Raw genomic sequence first — 21,174 nt, 5'->3', positions numbered from 1 at the left:
GGTATCGCTCACCACGCGACCTCCTTTGCGTCAAATACGGGACCGTCCATGCAGCAGGCCTTGTAGCCGCCGGCCCTCATGGCGACGTTGCAGGTGCTGCAGGCACCGAACCCGCAGGTCATCATGCGCTCGAGGGAGGCCTGGCACTCCACGCCGGCATCCTCTGCAATGCGCGCGACGGCGCCCATCATGACGTTGGGCCCGCAGGTGACCACGAGGTCGTACTCGTTGGCGGAGAAGAGCTTCTCTACGGCGATGGTCGCAAAGCCCCTCATGCCATAGGAGCCGTCGTCGGTGCAGACAATGACCTCCCCGGCGCCAAGGGCGAGCGCGTCTGTCTCGCCCCAGAGCCTCGAGGCGGTCTGGGCGCCAAGCACGACGTCGACGGTGCGGCCGGCCTGCACGAGAGCCCTCGCGGCAGCAAGCACCGGAGGAACACCGACGCCGCCGGCGACGCAGAGTGCCCTGCCTCCAGGCCTGACATTCCAGCCATGGCCGCAAGGCCCCAACAGGTCGGAACCGTCTCCGGCCTCCAAGAGGGAGAGTCGCCTCGTCCCCTCGCCCACCGCGGCGTAAACGAGCTCGATGGTGCCCGTACCCGCATCGCTCGAAGCGAAGGAAAGCGGGATCCTGACGATGTGGGAAGCGTCCCCCGGAACGCGGAAGTTCATGAACTGCCCCGGAAGAATCAGCGAGGCGAGCTCGGGACAGCTGATGACGAGGCGAAATATTCCGTCTCCCACCCGCTCGTTCGATACAACCGTAAAGTCGTATTGATGTACCTTGGCATCCAGATGCACAGTACGTCCTCCTTATACAGACGTGGCGCGAGACCCCATTAGGGTATCGCGCCACGAGATGTGATGCGAGCGGACTAGGCCACCTGACCGTCCACGAGAGTCCTCTTGCCGTCGACAAAGACGTCGGTGGCGACACCGACGAGGTTCATGCCCAGGAACGCGGAGTTCTTGGACTTGCTCTCGAAATAGTCCTCGCTGACGGTGATCTCCTTCTCGGGATCGATGAGCGTGAGGTCTGCCTTGGAGCCCTTCTCGATCTTGACCGGCTTCAACCTCAGGACGGAGCGGGGGTTGATGGCCATGACCTCGACGAGCCTAGCCCAGCTCATCTCGCCGGAACGAACCATGTTGTTGAGCATGAGGGGCAGCGAGGTCTCGAGGCCGATGGTGCCGAAGAAGGCGATCTCCCACTCGCAGTCCTTCTCGTGCTTGGCGTGAGGAGCGTGGTCGGTGACGATGCAATCGATGGAGCCGTCGACGATGCCCTCGCGCAGGGCTTCCATATCGCTCTTGAGCCTCAGAGGAGGATTCATCTTGAGGTTGGTGTTGTACTCGGCGGTCACGTCATCCTCGTTGAGGAAGATGTGGTGCGGCGTGACCTCGCAGGTGACCGGAAGACCCTCGGCCTTTGCAGCCTTGACAAGGTCCAGTCCCTTCTTGGTCGAAATGTGGGCGATGTGGAGAGGGCAGCCAGTGAGGCGGCAGAGCTCGATGTCGCGATAGATCTCGAGCTCCTCGCCAAGCGCCGGCCAGCCGAACATGCCAAGGCGCGTCGAGGCGCGACCCTCGTTGATGACGCCGTGCGTGGTGAGCGACTCGACCTCACAGTGCGCGATGGCGACGCGGTCAAACTGGGAGACGTAGCCCATTGCGGTGCGCATCATGCCGGCGCTCTGGACGCCGTGGCCATCGTCAGAGAAGGCGCAGGCACCCTCGAGGACCATGTCACCGATCTCCGCAAGGGCCTCGCCCTTCTCGCCACGGGTAAGCGCGCCGATTGGACGGACGTGGCAGAGGTCGGCCGCACGACCACGGTCGATCTGGTAGCGTACGCCGGTACCCGTGTCGGTGACGGGGTCGGTGTTGGGCATTGTCGCGACGTCGGTGAAGCCGCCATGGGTCGCGGCACGGCAGCCGGAGGCGATGTCCTCCTTGTACTCGAAGCCGGGATCGCGGAAGTGGACGTGCATGTCGACGAGGCCCGGAACCAGGTACTTGCCGCGGGCGTCGACCACCTCGGCCTCGGGCGCGTCGATGGACTCCGCGACCTCAACAATATCCTCGCCGTCAATCAGGACGTCGACTACCTTGTCGAGGCCGACCTGAGGGTCGACGGCGTGGGCTCCCTTAAGCAGAAATGCCATTGTTCTCTCCTCCCAGCAGCAGGTACATCTCGGCCATGCGGGTAAGAACACCAGCGTTGACCTGGTTCAGAATCCTAGAGCGGCCACAGTCGGCCACGTCAGCGTTGATCTCCATGCCACGGTTCATGGGGCCAGGGTGGCAGATGATCGCGTTCTCCTTCATGCGGTGCACGCGGTTCATGTCGAGGCCGTAGAGGCGGTTGTACTCGCGGCGAGAAGGAATGGTCGCGCCCTCCATGCGCTCGAGCTGAACGCGAAGCATGTAGACGACGTCAACGTCGTCTATTACCTCATCGAGGCTCCAGGTCTGGGGGCAGCCGAACCACTCGGGGTCGTCCACCTGGAAGGTGGGAGGGCCGACGAGTACAACCTCCGCGCCCATGGTCTTGAGCGCAGGGGCGAGCGATCCGCAGACGCGGCTGTGGGCAAGGTCGCCGACGATGGCGACCTTGAGGCCCGCGAGGTGGCCGAAGTGCTTGCGAATGGTGTAGAGGTCAAGCATGGCCTGCGTGGGGTGCTGGTGCTTGCCGTCACCTGCGTTGATGACGATGGCGTCGGTGTTCTCGGTGATCTTCTGGGGCGTGCCGGCGAGACGGGCGCGGCAGATGAACATGTCAACGTTCATTGCGTCGATGGTCTGGATCGTGTCCGCGAGGCTCTCACCCTTGACGACGGAAGAGGTGCTGCCGCCCATGGAGATGGAGTCGGCAGAGAGGCGCTTCTCGGCGAGCTCGAAGGAGCTCTTGGTGCGCGTGGAGGGCTCAAGGAAGAGATTCACGATCGTGCGGCCGCGCAGCGCGGGAACCTTCTTGATGACGCGCGCGTTGTTGACGGACTCGAACGCGGCGGCCGTGTCGAGAATCTGGGTGATGTCATCGGCTGTAAGGCTGTACGTGTCGATGAGATGTTTGACTGAGAGCATCTAGTTTGCACCTCCGGCATTCTTTTCGGTATCGAGACTCCAGATCTCGACGGAGTCACGCTCGTCGAGCGGAGTAATGCACACGCGCACGTCCTCCTCGTGGGAAGAAGGCACGTTCTTGCCAACGAAGTCCGCACGGATGGGAAGCTCGCGGTGGCCGCGGTCAACCATGACGGCGAGCTGCACGGACTGGGGACGGCCGTAGTCCATCAGCGCATTGAGCGCGGAGCGGACCGTCCTGCCGGTGTAGAGCACGTCGTCCACCAGGACGATCGTGCGATTGTCGATGTCAAAGGGAATGTTCGTGCCGTGCAGCACGGGCGCTACGTTGCGCATGAAGTCGTCGCGATAGAAGCTGATGTCGAGCGAGCCGATCACGGGACGCGTCCCCTCGATCCCCTCGATTGCATCGGCGAGTCTGTTAGCAAGCGTCTCGCCGCGCCTGATGATGCCAACGAGGGCGAGGTCCTGGGCACCCTCGTTGCGCTCGATGATCTCGTGGGCAATGCGAGTCACTGCCCTAGCCATTGCCTGCCCATCCATGATGACGGCCTTGGGGCTGTTCTCTGCCATGGCACTCCTTCCAATAAAAAACGCCTGTCCGCACATGCGGCACAAGCGTCGGAAGAAAGCTATGTCAGACCACCTAAACGGAGATCCTACAATAATCAAAGCGTCCTTGCCGGCATCTCGTACCGCGCTTAAAGGTCTTACTCAATATATCGCGAGAAACAACGGATACAAGCGAGAATCTTGCCAATAGCAAAAAAATCGACCCGCCAAAGACGGGTCGATAAAAAACGTAAGCGAATGCGGGGCTTCCCCACCGCACGAGCAAGCCCGCGGCAAGCCAATCGCCCTCGCTAGACCTCGGCGGAATGCCCCTCGGAGCACTTGTCCTGACGCTTCCTGCGGTCGCGATAGCGCGAAATCTGCGAAATAGCAAAGCCAAGGCCGTTGCAGCGCGTGGCGTAGGCGAACTCGGAAACGAGTCCAAGGAGGTAGCCGAGCTTCGAAATCGAGGGGACGGGACGATTCGAGAGCTCAAAGGCGAGCTTCCTCAGCTGGGGCGAGACGTTCTGCAGGCCCAGAATCGTCTCTTCGTCAATTCGCGAGAAGAGCTTGGCCATCTGGTCCTTGAGGGCGGGGTCGTCGAGCGCTCCCCTGCCTATTGCCTCTCCGGCATAGCGGAAGCCGATGGTCGCGAGTGCCTTGAGGACTCCCCCGTCGGTGATGCCCAGGCGCTCTACGACGTCGGCCATGTCATTCCAACGCTCGAACGAGAGCGAGAGCACGCGCGTGGCAGACGACGAGCCGGGCAGGTCCTCTCGGTAGCAGTAGTACGGAGTGTTCTTGAAGACTATGGATTCGGCCCGGCACATGGTCTCGAACAGGAACGGATTGTCCACCCATCCCGCACCGGGCACCTCCTTGAAGGTGATGCCCTTCTCCTCCAGGAAGCCCTTGCGATAAAGAGCGGACCAGATGGAGGGGTGGTGCTGGACGACGCGCGGGCAGTCGAAGATGGTGAAGGGCTGCCGCTTGGGCTTGATGCGATCGTAGTAGGCGCAGTTGAGCCTCGTCTCTTCGGGCGTGCCAGGCATGTAGATGCGCCAGTACGGGGACTTGACCACGTCGGGAGGCGTGACCATACCGAAGCTCATCGCAAACTCGAACAGGTCGTCGTACATGTGGGGCTCGACATAGTCATCGGGCTCGAGGATGGCCACGTAGGTACCGCGAGCCTCGCGGAAGCCCCTGTTGACGGAGGCGCCGTAACCCTGGTTGGCCTTGTCGATCACGCGCACGCGCGAGTCCCTTGCCTCGTGCTCCCTCATGATCTGGAGCGAGAGGTCAGTGGAGCCGTCGTTGATGGCAAGAATTTCGAGATTGATGCGATCGTTCTTCTCGACAGACGAGAGCGCCTGGTCAAGGTATTTGTCGGTGTTATAGATGGGAAGGACGACGGTAACGTCTACCTGCGAGTTCATTTATGCTCCGATGCTCTTGTACGCCGCGCAGACCTCGTCGGTCGTGCCCAGCATCCTCATCTGCCCCTTCTCGATCCAGCAGACCCTGTTGCAGATGCGCTCGACCAGGTCGATGGAGTGGCTGACGAGAAGCACCGTGACGTTGCCCGACGCAACGAGTTCCTGGATGCGCTTCTCGCACTTCTGCTGGAACAGGTAGTCGCCGACGGAGAGCGTCTCGTCGACGATGAGGATGTCGGGTTCAGTGATCGTGGCAATGGCGAAGGCGATGCGCGCGACCATGCCCGAGGAGTAGTTCTTGAGGGGCATGTCCATAAAGTTCTGGAGCTCGGCGAACTCGACGATGTCATTGAAGTGCTCGTCGATGAACTCCTTGCGGTAGCCCAGCAGGGCGCCGTTGAGATAGATGTTCTCCTTGGCGGTGAGCTCCATGTCGAAGCCTGCGCCAAGCTCGATGAGCGGTGCGATGGACCCATGCACACTGCAGTTGCCCTCGGAGGCCTCGAGGACGCCGGCGATGATCTTGAGCATGGTCGACTTGCCCGAGCCATTGGTGCCCACGAGTCCGAACGCCTCGCCGCGCTTCACGTTGAAGCTGATGTGGTTGAGCGCGCGGAACTCCTTGAACTTGAGTTCGTGGCGCATGAGGGCGATGAAGTACTCCTTGAGCGAGCCGAACTGCTCGGAGGCGACGTTGAAGATCATCGAGACGTCGTCGACGGAGATGACGTCCTCGGCATCGCTCTGGGATACGTCCGGACGCTTGAGGGTCGCCTCCGACGAGGACCTAACGGTGACCCAGGCACTCGCGTTTCTCACCACGCCGTCGGAGCCATGGGCCTCGACGGTGAGGAGGAAGCGGCCGGGACACGGAGGGATGAAGCCGAACCTCGTCTGATCGCCGGGAGTGCCGGTCTTGTCGCCAAGTCCGCCACCCTCGATGTTCCAGTAATAGGAATAGAGAACGTGACGAGGAGCATTGCCGATGACGGAGGCATCGAGGAATGTGTGCTCGCCGAACGTGAGGTCGCTCTGCGTAAGCGTCGCGACGGGAAGCCATTCAGGCATCTCTGCTGAAGTGTTAGGCAAAACCTGCTCCTAGATAAAGAGGATGAACTTGTGCTGGTTCTTCTTGAAGACCACCATGCCCAGCAAGAGCGAGACCGCGGCAAAGGCGACGCATGCGACGTGCATGCCAACCGAGGGGACGGTCTGGTACAGAACGACATCCCTAACGTAGGTGACGTACACGTACATGGGATTGAAGCGCTCGAGCGTCTGCATCCAACCGGGAAGGATAGCGAAGGGATAGAAGAGCGGGGTGGCGTAGGTCCACGCAGTCAGCACGACGCTCCAGAGGTGCATGACGTCGCGGAAGAACACCGAGAGCGCCGAGAGCAGGAGCGACAAGCCGATGCTAAAGAAGAGCAACATGAGGATGCCAAAAGGCAGGAGAAGCGCCGTGACACCAAGGGGCACCTGCTCGACGAGCATGACGATGGCAATTGCGATGAGCGAGAAAAGATAGTTGACGCCCGCAAAAAGCGCCTTTTCTACCGGAAAGACGTATCGGTTGATCTTGACCTTCTTGAGAAGGGACGAGGCACCAATGATGGAGCCCATACCCTGGCTCGTCGCGTCGTTCATGAGCTGGAACGCGGTGTTGCCAAGAATGAGGTAGACGGCGTAGTTACCCAAGGTGGGGTCGTTGTAGCGCATGAAGCTGCCGAAGACCGCCGCCATAACAAGCATCATGAGCAGCGGGTTGAGAACGCTCCACACGACACCCAGGGCACTGCGACGGTACTTGAGCTTGAAGTCCTTGGAGACGAGCTCCTTCAGAATGAAGATGTCTCGCTTAGAGGCGGGGTACCAGGCGTCCTTTGCCGAAACCCCCGCTTTGGTGGTGGCTGATTGCAATTTGCCTCCATACGGTTATATCCGACATCGCCCCATTTGATAGGGACATAAGCGGGAAAATATTAGCATAGGAGCCTATTGCGGCCGTGGATGCCATACAAACGTCAGAGCAGGCAAGTCAAAGCGCAGCTCAAGACCAGAATGCGGGCAAACAAAAAGCCCGGGAGCAGAAAATCCCGGGCTGAAAAATCATGGCTCCCCGAGCAGGATTCGAACCTGCGACACGCTGATTAACAGTCAGCTGCGCTACCACTGCGCCATCGGGGAATATAAGCAGCCGAAGCATTAGCTCCAGCTGCGAAGATTCTGGCTCCCCGAGCAGGATTCGAACCTGCGACACGCTGATTAACAGTCAGCTGCGCTACCACTGCGCCATCGGGGAATAATCGCTCTCGCGACGCAAGAAATAAGTATACGGATACGCCCTCACGATGCAAGCAGAAAATCAAATTTCTTGGCAGTTATCAAAAGGCACGCAAATCCGCATCTTAAGCCTCTTGCGTGGGGCTACTCCTCCATATAGTCCTTGAGGCGGCCGGAGCGAGACGGGTGACGAAGCTTGGCAAGAGTCTTCGACTCAATCTGGCGGATGCGCTCGCGCGTGACGCCAAACTCACGCCCGACCTCCTCGAGGGTGCGTGGGTGACCGTCCTCGAGGCCGAAGCGGAACTTAATGACCTTGCGCTCGCGGTCGGCAAGGCCATCGAGAACCTGCTCAAGCTGCTCGCGCAGCATTGAGTCGCTAGCAGCCTCGGGAGGGGCGACAGCGGAAGAATCCTCGATGAAGTCGCCGAGCTGGGAGTCCTCCTCCTCGCCGATAGGCGTCTCGAGGGAGACGGGCTCCTGGCTGATCTTCTGAATCTCGCGCACCTTGTCGGCAGAGATGCCCATCTCGGCACCGATCTCCTCGGGAGTCGGGTCGCGGCCTAGGTCCTGCAGGAGCTGGCGTTGCACGCGGACGAGCTTGTTGATCGTCTCAACCATGTGGACGGGAATGCGAATGGTGCGGGCCTGGTCGGCGATCGCGCGCGTAATGGCCTGGCGAATCCACCACGTTGCGTAGGTGGAGAACTTGAAGCCCTTGGTGTAGTCGAACTTCTCGACCGCGCGGATGAGGCCAAGGTTGCCTTCCTGAATAAGGTCGAGAAAGAGCATGCCACGGCCGACGTAGCGCTTGGCGATTGAGACCGTGAGGCGGAGGTTGGCACTGATGAGCGCCTGCTTTGCATCGAGACCGACCTGTTCGATGCGCATGAGACGGCGCTTCTCAGAACGGGTGAGCTCAATGTCACCGCGCTCGGCGGCCTCGAGCTTCTCGGACGCCTCCGTGCCAGCCTCGATCTTCATGGCGAGGTTGACCTCCTCGGCGGCCGTCAGGAGGTCGACCTTGCCGATCTCCTTGAGGTACATCCTGACGGGGTCGCCCGTGAGCATGACCGTGGAGCCGTCGACCCGACGGGCGCGGGCGCGCGAGGAGCGCTTGCGAGACTTCTGCTTCGGCACGGAGCGCAGGACCTCGTTTGCGACCCTGGCCTCCTTTTTCGCCTCGGACATCTCGTCATCGTCGTCGAGACTGTCGTCGTCCATGTCATCCTCGTCGAGATTGTCATCCTCGTCGTCAGAAACCATGGAAGTCGAGGCATCGCCGTCGCTCTCGATGGAAACGCCCTTCGAGCGAATGAGGTCATACATGTCGGAGAGCTCGTCGTCGTCGACATCGACGTCACCGATGGCAGCCTGAATGTCATCCTCGGTAATGCTTGAGTCAGAGGCACCCTTTACCAGCTGGTCAACAACACCAAGAAGCTCGTCGGACAAGTTAGCAGTACTCTCGGAGGTAGCTTTCTTCGTGGCCACAGAAATCCTTTCGACGCATATGCCTTTGAGATGTTACCCAAAAAATGCGCTCATACAACACTTGAAACCTTATTTGACAACTCATTTACGTGCTTTTGTAGCTCGGTCGCCTTCTTGAACAGCTCTACCGACTCGGCATCATTCACGCTGCAGGAAGCGGACTTGAGCTTTCCCTTGATTCTGCGAATCTCACGCCTGCTCGACCAGAGGTCGATCATGTCAAGGAGGAATGAAGCTCGGTCCTCGGTTGACATTGCGGAGGTCGACTCGAGCCGTCCAGAGGAGAGCACGCGGGGTGCCTCGGGGACGACCTCGGAGGCCGCGGCCACCACGTCCTGGGGAGATGATCCCGCAGGCGTCGCGAGCATGGCCCAGGCCATGCTCTCATATCGCGGATCGGTCCAGGTGAACGATGCGATGCGCTCCGACTGGGGCCTCAGAACGTCGGGGTGGGTCGCGATGAGCGAGAGGAGCTCCCGCTCAGACGCCTTGATCATCTTCTCGTCCGTGGTCAGGCCCCGCATCGATCCGAAGCCCGAGGGGCGGGCGGGAACCGGATCGCCATAAGGTCCGTCGTAGGCGGGCACCTCATCGTAGCTTCTCGCATCATACTCGGGACGACGCTCCGCGCGTGCGGCCCCCCTCTGCTCCGGAGACTTCACGGGCGTCTCGCTCACGATCTGCTTGACGCGCTGCACCTCTACACCAAGGAGGTCGGCGAGCTGGGAGGCATAGCCGTCGATGAGGATCGATCCCTTGAGCGGCGCCAGAAGGGCGGCCATGTCGTTCATCGCCGCCACCCTGCGACCGGGAACCGAGAGGTCGTAGCCATCGAGTCGCTTCTCGAACACGAAGTCCATCAAAGGGCGTGCCCGATCCAGGATCTCCTGGAGCTCGGACGGCTGGTGGGCCGAGAGGAACTCCATCGGGTCCTGATTGTCCGGAAGCACGACGCACAGCAGCTCGACGCTGGTACTGCCGATGTACTGGACAGCGCGCTCGGCGGCCTTCTGGCCTGCCGCGTCGCCATCGAACATGCAGACGATCCGCTGCTTGGCAAAGCGCTCAAGGAGCTTCACGTGGTCCATAGTCAGGGCCGTCCCCATCGTCGCGACGGTGTTGGTGAAGCCGGCCTCGTGCATCGAGATGACGTCGGTGTAGCCCTCGCAGACGATGGCGGTACCGGTGGCCGCCATGGTGTCCTTGGCACGATCGAAGGCGAAGAGGTGCTTCTTCTTCGAGAAGATCGCGGTCTCGCTCGTGTTGACGTATTTTCCGCCGACGGCAGGCTTTCCCTTGGTCAGGACCCTTCCGCCCATGGCTATGGTGCGCCCCAGCTCGTCGTGAATGGGGAAGATCACGCGGTCGAAGAAGCGGTCGCGCGCTCCTCCGCCCCTTCCGTCGAGCGCGGCGTTGCAGGCAATCATCTCCTGCTCGCTGAAGCCCTTCTCGCGAAGGTGCCGAACGAGCGCGCCATGGCCAGGAGCGTAGCCGAGCCCCCAGCGCCTGCAGACGTCGGAGCCGAATCCCCTGCCGCCAAGGTAACTGCGTCCGGAGTCGGGCCCTTCTCCCCTGCCCCTGAGCAGCTGGAGCGAGTAGAAGGCCTCGGCCTCGCCCATGCACTCGATCAGGCGGTTGCGCTTGGGACCGCGTCGGCCGCCTCGCTCCTCCTGCAGCTCGATGCCCGCCTTATCGGCGAGGTAGCGGATGGAGTCGGGAAAGTCCAGGCTCTCGCGTTTCATGATGTACGCGAAGATGTCTCCGCCCTCCCCGCAGCCGAAGCAGTGCCAGAGGCCTGTGGCGGGAATGACGTGGAACGACGGGCTCTTCTCGTGGTGGAAGGGACAGCAGCCCCAGAAGTCATTCCCGCGCTGGCGCAGCTCGACGGTCTCGCCGACAATCTGCAGGATGTCGGAGGCCTGTCGAACGCGCTCCTTGTCTTCATCGGTTATCACGCGCTCACCTCCAGACCAGAGTCGCCCAGGCCGACGCCTAGGTTCTCTTGTACCCAATCGATGTTGCCGCGAACGACGGTCTCCAACTCTTCGGTGGACGCGAAGACGCGGGAGGGCCGAAGCCAGCGGACGAAGACGACGCTCGCAGAGCGCCCATAGATATCACCCTCAAACCCCACGAGGTGTGCCTCGAGGAAGAACGGGTCAGGACCTCCGAACGAGGGCGGGGCACCGACGTTGACGGCAGCCGGCCACGCCCTTCCCCCGAAGAGGAAGAACCCGGCGTACACGCCAGCGCCCGGAACGCAAGACAGCGGAGAAAAGCGCAGATTGGCAGTAGGAAAGCCGAATGCCCTGCCCTGGCCGCGGCCATGCTCGACAACGCCGGACACGAAGTGGCAGCGTCCGAGAAGCTCGCGGGCGGAGTCGATGTCGCCAGACGCCACGAGCGAGCGTATGCGCGTGGCGCTCACGGGCAGCCCCTCGCTGCAGACGAGGTCGTGGCCGCAGCAGCGAACGCCATGCGCTTCTCCCCAGGAGGAGATTGCCGCAACGTCTCCCGCGCCACCAGCTCCGAACCTGAAGTTCGAGCCCACGTGCACGCTGCAGAGCCGCACGACCCCACCGAGGCGGTCCTCGAGGAAGGCGCGATAATCGGTGGCAGCCAGGCACTCGTCGAATCGCACGACCAGGATGAGGTCGAGGCCAAGCGACATGAGGCCGCGAAGCCGGTCAGCACAGCCCAGAAGCCTCGCGGAGGGGCACGACAGCACCTCGCTCGGGTCGGGATCGAAGGTCACCGCGGCACTCAGGACGCCAAGGGAGCGTGCATCGGACATGCATGAGCCGACAAGGTCGCGATGCCCCAGGTGCAGTCCGTCGAACGCACCTATGCAGCATGCCACAGGGGGCTTGTCCGCAAGACTGGCACCATCGGCGACGTACGCCATGCCAAAGGGAAGCTCGACTCGACCGTACCCGCGCTGGACATCGGAGAAGACCGACTCGCAGATGAGCTCCCTGGACGTCGCCGAGGACAACGGGTACGAGAGCGGCGTCACAGGACCACCCCCGAGACGCCCGATGGAAAGTTTGCGTCGCAGCGCAGCGACGAGCCAACGACATGCCAGATGCCCATCAGCTTGCCGTCGGACACGAGGCCGACGCGCTCGCCCTCGGCGGCGCCGGAGCGGTTAGGAATGGACTTGCCGCACATGGCGTCCGCGAGAGTCCTCTTGCCAAGCTCCTGGGAGACGATGCCAAGGCAAGCAAGCGGATCGAGCGCACGCGTGACGATACGCCCGGGACCAAGCTCGGCAACCTGCTCGAGCGTGAGACAGCAGCCGATGTCGATAGACCCCGAGGCGGTCCTGCGCAGGCCGCGGAGGTGCGCCGCAGTTCCAAGCTGGCGGCCGAGGTCGCGAGCGATGCTGCGAATGTAGGTCCCCTTCGAGACGGTGAAGGCGCAGGTCCACACGAGCGGGTCACCGCCGCAGGAAAGGCAGTCCGCCTCGAGCACGCTCACATGGCGGCTGGGCAGGACGACCTCCTCGCCGGACCGCGCCCGGGCGTAGGCGCGCTTCCCGTCGACGGAGATGGCCGAGTACGCAGGAGGGATCTGATCGTGCTCCCCCACCAGGCCGGAGACGACGCGACGAGCGTACCCGAGATCGTGCAGCTCGTCGGAAACCTCGGCACGGGCGACGGGCTCACCCTCGGCATCGTCGGTCGACGTCTCGAACCCGAACTCGACCTGGGCGAGGTAAGACTTAGTGTCCAGGGTGAGATTACCCATCAGCCTGGTTCCCTGTCCGACGCCGACGACGAGGACGCCCGAGGCGGCCGGGTCAAGCGTGCCGGCATGGCCGACCCTACGCTCGCCAAGCGCGCGCCGAACCTTGTTGACAACGTCATGACTCGACATGCCCAATGGCTTGTCGACCGCCAGGAGGCAGTTTATTCCGCTGAGACCACGCTTCACTCGCTATCGTTTCCCTCCTGCTTACGCGCATCCGAGAAGAGCGCGACAAGCTGGGGCAACGCCGACGCCAGGGCTTGGTCGATATCGCCTTCCACCGTAAAGCCTGCGGCAGCCTTGTGCCCTCCGCCGCCAAGGGAACGGGCGACCTGCGACACGTCTTTATCCGTCTTTGAGCGGAGGTTGCCTCGGACCTTGTTGCCGGGAACCTCCTTAAGAAACAGGGCGACCTCGGAGCTGGCGACGCTCCTGACGACATCGACGAGGCCATCGCACTCGTCGAGACTCGCGCCCGTACGCTCGAGGTCGGCTGAGGTCGCGTAGCTGTAAGAGATTTTGCCGTCAGCAAACGTCGTGATCCTGCCCATCACGAGGGACTCCAGGTGAAGATAGGAGAGGCTGAAGTTCTGATAGACGTTGAGCGACAGCTCGGAGGGCGAAGCGCCAGCGTCGACCAGGAGGGATGCGACCTGAAACGACTCCGGGTCGGCATTCTGGTACTGAAACCTGCCAGTGTCAGTCGCGACGGCGCAGTAGAGGCAGCGCGCAATATCGGCCGTCACCTCAACACCGAGCTGAAGGGCGAACTCGCAGACGAGCACGCCGACCGCCGCCGCGTCAGGCCTGATGAAGTACGCGTCCGCCTCAGGATCGTCGCAGGGATGGTGGTCGATGATGGCGGTCCTACGAGCGCGGCGCATGACCTTCTCGCCCTCGTTGAGGCGACTAGCGACGGAGACGTCGACGCTCACGAAGAGGTCAACGCTCTCGTCGAAGTCGGAGGCATGAACGAGCTGGCCCGCGCCCGGAAGGTAGGAGTAGATGCGAGGGACCTGGTCGTCGTCCGCCAGCAGGCCGACGACGCACTTGTCGGGCCATTTGGAGAGGATGACTTGCCTGAGTCCGAGAGTCGACCCCAGGGCATCGCCATCCGGACTAGTGTGAGCACAGATGGCGATTGTCTGACTTGACTCGATGAGCCCCTCAATCTCAGAGAAGGACTCCGCCTGCTCAGGGCTAAAACACAATCCCATTCGAGCTACTCCTTTGGTTCCTCTTCGTCTTCGTCGGATGCAACAGGATAGCCCGCATCGTCCTTCTCGACAGAGAGCGTCGGAGGCACGTTCTCAAGGGCGATGGCGATGCGCTCCGCCTCGTCGGCGGTCGTGTCGATCTCGAAGATGAGCTCAGGGGTGACGCGCCAGTCGAGCGCATGGCCCAGCAAGCCGCGGATGCGCCCCTTGGCCCTCTGAAGGGCTGCAGAGACATCCTCATAGCGGTCCCTGTCGCAGCTGACATAGGCCTTGAGCACGGACTTGTCGACCGAGACCTCGACGCTCGTAAGGGTCACGAGCGCCAGGTCGGGGTCGGAAACCTCGAACAGAAGGATGCTTGCCAGCTTTTCACGCGCGATCTTGTTGATGCGGCGAGAATTGCGATTCTGCTTCATAAGCGACTACTCCGTTCGGGCGACCTGCTCGATGCGATACGTCTCGATGATGTCGCCAACATGGATGTCCTGGAAGTTCTCGAGTCCCACGCCGCACTCGAAGCCCGCCTTGACGGACTTGACGTCGTCCTTGTAGCGGCGCAGCGACGCAAGCCGTCCCTCGTAGACGACGATGCCGTCGCGCACGAGCCTGCAGAGGTCGTCGCGAGAGACCTCGCCGTCCTCGACCATGCAGCCAGCGGCGATTCCGACCTTGGGAACCTTGAAGGTGTTGCGAACCTCGATCGAGGCGGTCTGGACCTCCTGCTCGGTCGGCTTGAGCATGCCGATGCGAGCGGCATCGATATCCTCGATGCACTTGTAGATGACACTGTAGGTCCTGATCTCGACGCCGGCGTGCTCTGCGGCGGCCTTGGCCTTCGACTCGGGACGAACGCCGAAGCCGATGATGATGGCGTTGGAGGCGTCTGCAAGAATGACGTCGGTCTCGGTGATGGCGCCGACGGCAGAGTGAATCGTGTTGATGCGAACCTCGGATTGATCCATCTTGTCGAGCGAGTCCTGAAGGGCCTCAATGGAACCCTGGACGTCCGCCTTGATGATGAGGTTGAGCTCCTTGACCTCGGCATCTTCCATTGTGGTGAACAGATTCTCGAGGGTGACGTGCTTGACCTTGTTCTGCTCCTCGATGCGAGCCTTGAGCGCACGCTCGTCCGCGAGGCTACGGGCGTCGCGCTCGTCCTGGAAGACGCGGAACTCATCACCGGCCATGGGGACGCTCTGGAGGCCGAGGACCTCGACGGGGTACGAGGGACCCGCCTCGGTGACGTTGTTGCCGCGGGGGTCGATCATAGCGCGGATCTTGCCGAAGGAGAGACCCGCAACGATGGCGTCGCCAACGTGAAGGGTGCCACGGTTGACCAGCAGCGTCGCGACCGAGCCGCGGCCGCGGTCGAGCTTCGCCTCGAGGACGTTGCCGGAAGCGAATGTGTCGGGATTGGCCTTGAGCTCAAGAACGTCGGCCTCAAGCAGGACGCTCTCAAGAAGGGTGTCGATGCCCATGTGCTTCTTTGCCGAGATGTCGACGAACATGTTCTGTCCGCCCCACTCCTCAGGAATGATGCCGTATTCGGTGAGCTCCTGACGCACGCGGGTCGGATCGGCACCGGGCTTGTCGATCTTGTTTACGGCGACGATGATGGGCACCTCGGCGGCCTTCGCGTGGTTGATGGACTCGATGGTCTGAGGCATGACGCCGTCATCTGCGGCGACGATCAGGATGACGATATCGGTAACCTTGGCGCCACGGGCACGCATGGCGGTAAAGGTCTCGTGGCCAGGCGTATCAATGAACGTGATGATGCGGTCGTTGATCTTGACCTGAGACGCGCCGATGGCCTGGGTGATGCCGCCTGCCTCGCCCTCGGCAACACCGGTGTGACGGATGGCGTCCAGAAGGCTGGTTTTGCCGTGGTCAACGTGGCCCATGACGGTAACCACGGGCGGACGCGGCTTAAGGTCCTTCGGGTCGTCGTAGAACGTGAAGGAGTTCTCCTCCTCCTTGGTCATGACCTTAACGTCACGGCCGAGGTCGTCGGCGACGAGCTCGATGAGCTCGTCGGACATGGACTCGGTCATCGTGAGCGGGGTTCCCAGGAGGAACAGGCGCTTGATGATGTCGTTCGGGTTGATACCCAGAAGGTCGGCCAGGTCGGCGACGGTGGAACCCTGGGGAACCTTAACCGTGTCAAGCTGCGAGATGTCCTGGTCGTTGGCGAGGGCCTCCTCGATGCGGGCCTCCTTGGCCGCCTCGGCCTGCTGCTGCTTGCGGCGCTTCTTGCGTTCCTTGCGCCTGCCGGTCGACTCGCGGGTCGCCTCCTCGACGGCCTCGCGGGCCTCCTCGAGCACCTTAGACCTGCTGTACTCCTCGGCCTCCCTGGCCATGCGGGAGTAGCGGTCCTCCTCCTGACCTCCGCGGCGACCGCCCTTGCGGCCCTTACCGCGACCGCGACTCTCGGACTCGGTGTCGGCGGAGTTGTTCCTGGAGGAGGAGTTCTTCCTGCCCCTACGGCCATCGGAGTCGCCACGGCCCCTCGAAGCTTCTTTCTTCTGGGCGTTCTCCTCCGCCTGCTGCTGGAGGACCTTCTCCTGCTGGGCGATCTGGTCAAGCAGGCTCGAGAAGGACGGAGTGCTCTTCGGAGCGTTGTCGCGCACGCGGTTGCGCTCCTCTTCCTCCTTGCGAGCGGCCTCCTCGGCGGCGCGCTTCTCCTCGGCCTCCTTGCGAGCGGCCTCCTCGGCGGCACGACGCCTCTCCTCCTCGGCACGTTCCTTCTCGCGGCGCTTCTCGGCCTCGATGCGCTCCTTCTCCGCCTTTTCGGCAGCGATGCGCTCCTCCTCGGCCTTCTTCTCGGCCTCGGCCTTCTTCTCGGCCTCGATGACCGCGGCACGCTCCTCCAGGATTGGCTTGAGTTTCTTGCGGACGATGGAGACGTAGGCATCCTCAAGGGTGGAGGACGGCGACTTCGCGGGAATCTTCATGTCTGCGAGATGCCCAAGCATCTCCTTGCTTGTCATGCCATATTCCTTGGCAAGGTCATGTACGCGGGTCTTTGCCATGTGACCAACCTTCCTTTCCGTAGGGCGAAACGAATCGGGACCTAACGTTTCGCGCTAGATCAGGGAGTCGGGATCGTCGGTGATAACGTCGTCGCCAAGCTCTGCAAGCTTCTCATGGATGCCGCAGTACCTGGAGCCGGGGCGAGCCATGTTACGACATTGGATGCCGGTCGGGCCGACATACTCGCAGCGGTGCTCGCCCTCCTCTGCGGGAGCCTCGACCTCCTTGGGCATCTCACGCATGATGTCAGCCGCAAGAGACTCATTCTTGATGTCGATGTGCATACCGGTGAGACGGGCCGCGAGACGGGCATTCTGACCCTCCTTACCGATGGCGAGCGAAAGCTGGTCGTCGGGGACGATTACCGTCGCGTAGTTGTTCTCGCGGTCAACGAGGACGCGGGAGACACGCGCCGGGGAAAGAGCGTTCGCAACGCACTTGGCGGGATCGTCGCTCCATAGGACGACGTCGACGCGCTCACCACGGAGCTCGGAGACGACAGTGCGCACACGGCTGCCCTTGGGGCCGACGCAGGCTCCGACGGGGTCAAGGCGGTCGTCGAGGGAGGAAACGGCGACCTTGGAGCGGACGCCAGCCTCTCGCGCGACAGAGCGAATCTCGACTACGCCGTCATAGACCTCGGGAACCTCAAGCTCGAAGAGGCGACGGATCAGATCGGGATGGGTACGAGAAACGACGATGGACGGACGCTGACGCTCGCCACGGATGGGAGGCTGGTTGCTGTTGGGGTCGCGAACGTCGACGATGATCGCACGGATTCTCTGGTTGTGGGCATAACGCTCGCCCGCTGGGCGCTCGTTGCGCTCGTCGGGATAGCGACGCTGGTCGAAATAGGGCAGCTCGGCCTCGACGTTCTCGCGAATCTTAATAAAGGCGAAGTCGGGCGTGGTCTGGAGCACGGTACCAGTGATGATGTCACCGATGCGCTGGCTGAACTCCTCGTAAATCTGCTGGCGGGCAGAGTTGCGGACGATCTCGTTGATGACGGACTTGGCGTGCTGGGCTGCGGTGCGGCTCGTATCCTTGGGGGTAACGTCCTCCTCGTCGAACTCGGTGTAGAGGCCAACCTCGTCATCCCAGGACTCCTCCTTGGGAACGAGCTTGTACACGTAGACCTTGCCGGTGGCGCGGTCGATGGTGACGCGAGCGCCATCCTGGAGGTGCATGACCTCGGCGTAGCTCTTGGCGAGAGACTGCTCGAGCTGGTCGATCAGGTACAGCTCGTCGATGTGCTTCTCCTGGCAGAGCATCATCAGGGCTTCCATCATTTCAGATGCCATTGTTGTTCCTTCCATATATCGATTCTTGCGAATTGTTATTGAGCCGCTTCTAGAATGTGGGCTTGATCTTGCAGTTCTTAATCTCGTCGAGGTCAAAAGCAAAGCCGCCATCGTCACAGTCGAGCTTCACCTTGCCGTCCTCGAGACCAAGGAGCTTGCCGGTAAAGTGCTTCCTGCCCTCCTTGGCAAACGTGTTAAGCGAGACGGTCTCGCCTGCGAAGCGCTCGTAGTCGCGCGATTTGCGCAGGGGACGCGAAAGCCCGGGAGAAGAGATCTCGAGCGTATAGGAGCCCGGGAAGGGGTCTACAGCGTCAATCACCTCGTTGACCCAGGGGCTTTGCGCAGACACCTCGTCAAGTGAAATGGGTCCGCTCTCCTCATCCGCATAGTCAAGCCTAACACGGACGATGGGAACCTTGCTGGACCCGACGACCTCCACGTCCACAACGTCGATGCCGTGCTCACCTGCAACGGCCTCGAGGGCGTCGACAATCTTGAGCTCAAGTTCGCTGGACGCCACGCTCCCCCCTCTCTGGGACCGGAGTCCCTACATACAGAAAGGAAGCGGGGCGACCTAACGCCCCACTTCCTCGAACAATCACGATTAAGCTCAAGAAATGATAACACGTTTTGACACACGTGGGAAAGAAAGTTTTCAGGCCTAGCTCAAGACGACTCCAAAGGCACTGCCACCAGAGAACGAGACGGGCAAACGGTTGGGTCTACGTGCTTTGTTCTACGTTTTTCTACACATTTGATTAAGCCGTTTCATCTTTTGGTTCAAGTATTTCTAATCAATTTTAGGTAGATGTAGGTTTTATGGTGTTATATACCGGAAAGTCAAACCACAACGCCGAATCGCCGAGGTCCACTATTGCATACGGACGGCCGGCCTCGCGAAAGGCGGCAGAGACGCAGAGAATAATTTCGCGCGCGAAATAAATATTTGAAGGCAATCAAAAGGAATCCTATGCGCAATCGGGAGAGCCCCACTCATTTCATTCGTTCCCACCAGTGATATCTTTCCCCCCGGTCTTTAGGGGCCCGTGTAAACAGAACCATAGTTCGCAAGCGATTTAGAAGGGAAGACAATGGCGTTTGATTTTTCAGGCAAAACTGCCATAGTCACCGGCGGCGTCGGCGGCATTGGTAGCGAGATTGTCAAGGGCATCGTTGATGGAGGCGGACATGTCGTCGTCACCGACATCAACGAGGAGCGCGGCAACGAGTTCGTGAAGTCCCTTGGCGAAGGCAACCACTTCTACAAGCTCAACGTCTCTGATCCCGCCGAGGTTCGCGCGACCGTTGACAAGATCATGGCTGAGGTTCCCGAGGTCAACGTACTCGTAAACGTCGCTGGCATCATCTCTGCCAAGCCGTTCGAGGAGATTGACGACGCCGAGTGGGCTCGCACGATCAACATCAACCTGACGGGCACGTTTACCATGTGCAGCGCCATCTTCCCCTATTTCAAGAAGAACGGCGGCGGACGTATCGTCAACGTCTCCTCGGTTGCCGGCAAGCTCGGCGGCGGCCTCCTCGGAACCGCTGCTTACGCATCCTCCAAGGCTGGCGTCAACGGCCTCACTAAGGCAATCGCAAAAGAGGGCGGCAAGTACGGCATCTCATGCAATGCCGTCTGCCCCTCCTTCACCATCACCGGCATGACCACCGCACTCCAGAATGACCCTGACAAGTACGCAAAGGTCATCGGCATGATTCCTCTTGGCCGCGCGGCAAAGCCCTCCGAGCCCGCACAGATGGTTCTGTTCTTCGCATCCGACCTCGCAAGCTTCGTCAACGGCGAAATAGGCGACTGCGACGGCGGAATCGTCATGGACGGCTAGTTGTTCTGAACCAGCCAATACGGGGCCTGGGGACAAGAGCCTCAGGCCCCATTTTTATGTGTCCCAACCATAAGGGGACACAAGTTGATACAAGAGAGAGAAGGAGCAAAAGATGGCTAACGACGAACAGCCCCAAAAAGAGGGCTTCTTCAAAAAGCTCGGGAAGTTTCCCGGTGCGAACATCCTCATCCCGCTTCTGAGCGCATGCGTCATCAACACGTTCTTCCCTCAGGTCTTCGGCATCGGCAGCTTTACCACCGCGATGACCACGCAGGGCTCTGGCGCGCTCGTAGGCGCGTTCCTCCTGATCGTGGGAACCACGATTTCGTTCAAGTCTGCTCCCCAGGCAGCCTTTAGGGGAGCCGTCATAATCATCACGAAGGTCGCGTTCTGCGTCGCCCTCGCAATGGTCGTCCAGTTCGGTTTGGGCAACAATCTCTTCGGCCTGAGCGCCATGGTCATCCTCGCGGCCTGCTCCGGCGCCAACAACTCGCTCTATGCGGGTCTCACTGGCACATACGGCACCGAGATCGAGCGTGGCGCGGTCGCAATCACGACCCTGGTCGTAGGACCCCCCGTCACGATGATCGCACTCGGCGCAGCAGGCCAAGCCCCTCTCGGCTGGAGCCTCCTCGGGGCCGTACTCCCGATCCTCGTCGGCATCGTGCTGGGCAACCTCTTCCCGAGCCTCAAGAAAACGCTCTCGGCCGGCCTCCCCGGCATCATCATGATTGTCTTCTTCGCCATGGGTTCGACCATGACCCTGGGCCAGATCGTCGAGGCAGGCCTCCCCGGAATCCTGCTTGGAATCATCTGCTCTGTCGGTGGAGCCGTCATCAACGTGACCGCAGACAGGCTGACGGGCGGCTCCGGCGTCGCGGGTGCAGCAATCTCCAGCTGCGCAGGCGCCAACGTCGCGACTCCCGCAGCCATGGCGACGGTCAACGCCGAGCAGTTTGGGGGTGCCGTGCTTGCGACGGCAACCGCGCAGGTCGCGGCATGCGCAATCGTGACCGCGATACTCACGCCGCTCATCACCTCTTACGTCTACAAGCAGAACCAGGCAAAACAGCAGGGGAAGAAGGCCGTGGCTGAACAGCCTGCGTAAGCCGCATGGCTCCCGCCAGAAGGAGACCGCACAAGGCTTATGACATGGCGCCCCCAGTGGGGGC

General features: G+C 61.5%; 18 protein-coding genes and 2 tRNA genes. 2 read left to right on the top strand and 18 right to left on the bottom strand.

Translation table 11 applies throughout. The annotated features are described in order from the left end of the window. Window positions 1–8: 8 nt before the first annotated feature. The 18 genes from B5D13_RS06975 to rimP all read right to left on the bottom strand — a co-directional run bounded on the left by B5D13_RS06975 (window position 9) and on the right by rimP (window position 18,675). Window positions 9–800 (bottom strand): dihydroorotate dehydrogenase electron transfer subunit, encoded by a 792-nt coding sequence (locus B5D13_RS06975; protein ID WP_180363891.1) that lies wholly within the window; start codon window positions 798–800, stop codon window positions 9–11. A gap of 74 nt (window positions 801–874) precedes the next feature. Further along, window positions 875–2,164, bottom strand: coding sequence for a dihydroorotase (locus B5D13_RS06970; RefSeq protein WP_078687606.1), 1,290 nt, complete (start codon window positions 2,162–2,164; stop codon window positions 875–877). Continuing rightward, complete coding sequence (locus B5D13_RS06965) at window positions 2,148–3,086, bottom strand: aspartate carbamoyltransferase catalytic subunit (RefSeq protein WP_078687605.1); 939 nt, start codon at window positions 3,084–3,086, stop codon at window positions 2,148–2,150. Before B5D13_RS06965 ends, B5D13_RS06970 begins: the two co-directional genes overlap by 17 nt. After that, window positions 3,087–3,659 carry a bifunctional pyr operon transcriptional regulator/uracil phosphoribosyltransferase PyrR gene (gene pyrR, locus B5D13_RS06960; RefSeq protein ID WP_078687604.1) on the bottom strand — a complete coding sequence of 191 codons (573 nt, stop codon included), beginning with the start codon at window positions 3,657–3,659 and terminating at the stop codon, window positions 3,087–3,089. Between the two features lie 290 nt (window positions 3,660–3,949). After that, the gene (locus B5D13_RS06955; RefSeq protein ID WP_078687603.1) at window positions 3,950–5,077 is read right to left on the bottom strand and encodes a glycosyltransferase family 2 protein; all 1,128 of its coding nucleotides are present in this window, start codon (window positions 5,075–5,077) and stop codon (window positions 3,950–3,952) included. Further along, window positions 5,078–6,166 (bottom strand): ABC transporter ATP-binding protein, encoded by a 1,089-nt coding sequence (locus tag B5D13_RS08795; protein WP_234970760.1) that lies wholly within the window; start codon window positions 6,164–6,166, stop codon window positions 5,078–5,080. 9 nt (window positions 6,167–6,175) lie between these two features. After that, complete coding sequence (locus B5D13_RS06945) at window positions 6,176–6,997, bottom strand: ABC transporter permease (RefSeq protein WP_078687601.1); 822 nt, start codon at window positions 6,995–6,997, stop codon at window positions 6,176–6,178. 192 nt (window positions 6,998–7,189) lie between these two features. Further along, window positions 7,190–7,264 (bottom strand) — tRNA-Asn (locus tag B5D13_RS06940). 40 nt (window positions 7,265–7,304) lie between these two features. Next, window positions 7,305–7,379 (bottom strand) — tRNA-Asn (locus tag B5D13_RS06935). Between the two features lie 125 nt (window positions 7,380–7,504). Then, complete coding sequence (gene rpoD, locus B5D13_RS06930; protein ID WP_078687600.1) at window positions 7,505–8,854, bottom strand: RNA polymerase sigma factor RpoD; 1,350 nt, start codon at window positions 8,852–8,854, stop codon at window positions 7,505–7,507. 50 nt (window positions 8,855–8,904) lie between these two features. After that, complete coding sequence (gene dnaG, locus B5D13_RS06925; RefSeq protein WP_078687599.1) at window positions 8,905–10,809, bottom strand: DNA primase; 1,905 nt, start codon at window positions 10,807–10,809, stop codon at window positions 8,905–8,907. After that, window positions 10,806–11,870 (bottom strand): riboflavin kinase, encoded by a 1,065-nt coding sequence (locus B5D13_RS06920; protein WP_078687598.1) that lies wholly within the window; start codon window positions 11,868–11,870, stop codon window positions 10,806–10,808. The genes dnaG and B5D13_RS06920 overlap by 4 nt, the downstream gene beginning before the upstream one ends. Next, complete coding sequence (gene truB / locus B5D13_RS06915; protein ID WP_078687597.1) at window positions 11,867–12,790, bottom strand: tRNA pseudouridine(55) synthase TruB; 924 nt, start codon at window positions 12,788–12,790, stop codon at window positions 11,867–11,869. Before truB ends, B5D13_RS06920 begins: the two co-directional genes overlap by 4 nt. After that, the gene (locus B5D13_RS06910; RefSeq protein WP_078687596.1) at window positions 12,787–13,821 is read right to left on the bottom strand and encodes a DHH family phosphoesterase; all 1,035 of its coding nucleotides are present in this window, start codon (window positions 13,819–13,821) and stop codon (window positions 12,787–12,789) included. Before B5D13_RS06910 ends, truB begins: the two co-directional genes overlap by 4 nt. 5 nt (window positions 13,822–13,826) lie before the next feature. Beyond that, complete coding sequence (gene rbfA / locus B5D13_RS06905) at window positions 13,827–14,237, bottom strand: 30S ribosome-binding factor RbfA (RefSeq protein ID WP_078687595.1); 411 nt, start codon at window positions 14,235–14,237, stop codon at window positions 13,827–13,829. A 6-nt stretch (window positions 14,238–14,243) separates the two neighbouring features. Next, window positions 14,244–16,853, bottom strand: a complete 2,610-nt coding sequence (infB, locus tag B5D13_RS06900) for a translation initiation factor IF-2 (protein ID WP_078687594.1) — start codon at window positions 16,851–16,853, stop codon at window positions 14,244–14,246. Window positions 16,854–16,907: 54 nt separating this feature from the next. Next, a complete protein-coding gene (gene nusA / locus B5D13_RS06895) occupies window positions 16,908–18,155 on the bottom strand; it encodes a transcription termination factor NusA (protein ID WP_078687593.1) in 1,248 nt (415 codons plus the stop codon). Between the two features lie 49 nt (window positions 18,156–18,204). After that, window positions 18,205–18,675: a ribosome maturation factor RimP gene (gene rimP / locus B5D13_RS06890; protein ID WP_078687592.1), complete on the bottom strand. Its 471-nt coding sequence runs from the start codon at window positions 18,673–18,675 to the stop codon at window positions 18,205–18,207. Between the two features lie 571 nt (window positions 18,676–19,246). Here rimP and B5D13_RS06885 point away from each other — a divergent pair. Together B5D13_RS06885 and B5D13_RS06880 are read left to right on the top strand one after the other, a co-directional pair. Further along, window positions 19,247–20,002 carry an SDR family NAD(P)-dependent oxidoreductase gene (locus B5D13_RS06885; protein ID WP_078687591.1) on the top strand — a complete coding sequence of 252 codons (756 nt, stop codon included), beginning with the start codon at window positions 19,247–19,249 and terminating at the stop codon, window positions 20,000–20,002. A 112-nt stretch (window positions 20,003–20,114) separates the two neighbouring features. Then, complete coding sequence (locus B5D13_RS06880) at window positions 20,115–21,110, top strand: 2-keto-3-deoxygluconate permease (protein WP_078687590.1); 996 nt, start codon at window positions 20,115–20,117, stop codon at window positions 21,108–21,110. Window positions 21,111–21,174: the final 64 nt, after the last annotated feature.

This window comes from Olsenella sp. KH1P3, assembly GCF_900167315.1.
In the GTDB taxonomy this organism is placed as follows: domain Bacteria; phylum Actinomycetota; class Coriobacteriia; order Coriobacteriales; family Atopobiaceae; genus Olsenella_J; species Olsenella_J umbonata_A.
The sequence above is the reverse complement of the archived record's forward strand: the minus strand, read 5'-3'. Positions and strand labels throughout refer to the sequence as shown.

Excerpts from the sequence above, each read along its gene's own strand:
- B5D13_RS06970 (WP_078687606.1), bottom strand. The coding sequence starts at position 2,164 with ATGGCATTTCTGCTTAAGGGAGCCCACGCCGTCGACCCTCAGGTCGGC.
- B5D13_RS06965 (WP_078687605.1), bottom strand. The coding sequence starts at position 3,086 with ATGCTCTCAGTCAAACATCTCATCGACACGTACAGCCTTACAGCCGAT.
- pyrR (WP_078687604.1), bottom strand. The coding sequence starts at position 3,659 with ATGGCAGAGAACAGCCCCAAGGCCGTCATCATGGATGGGCAGGCAATG.
- B5D13_RS06955 (WP_078687603.1), bottom strand. The coding sequence starts at position 5,077 with ATGAACTCGCAGGTAGACGTTACCGTCGTCCTTCCCATCTATAACACC.
- B5D13_RS06910 (WP_078687596.1), bottom strand. The coding sequence starts at position 13,821 with ATGGGATTGTGTTTTAGCCCTGAGCAGGCGGAGTCCTTCTCTGAGATT.
- rbfA (WP_078687595.1), bottom strand. The coding sequence starts at position 14,237 with ATGAAGCAGAATCGCAATTCTCGCCGCATCAACAAGATCGCGCGTGAA.
- infB (WP_078687594.1), bottom strand. The coding sequence starts at position 16,853 with ATGGCAAAGACCCGCGTACATGACCTTGCCAAGGAATATGGCATGACA.
- nusA (WP_078687593.1), bottom strand. The coding sequence starts at position 18,155 with ATGGCATCTGAAATGATGGAAGCCCTGATGATGCTCTGCCAGGAGAAG.
- B5D13_RS06885 (WP_078687591.1), top strand. The coding sequence starts at position 19,247 with ATGGCGTTTGATTTTTCAGGCAAAACTGCCATAGTCACCGGCGGCGTC.
- B5D13_RS06880 (WP_078687590.1), top strand. The coding sequence starts at position 20,115 with ATGGCTAACGACGAACAGCCCCAAAAAGAGGGCTTCTTCAAAAAGCTC.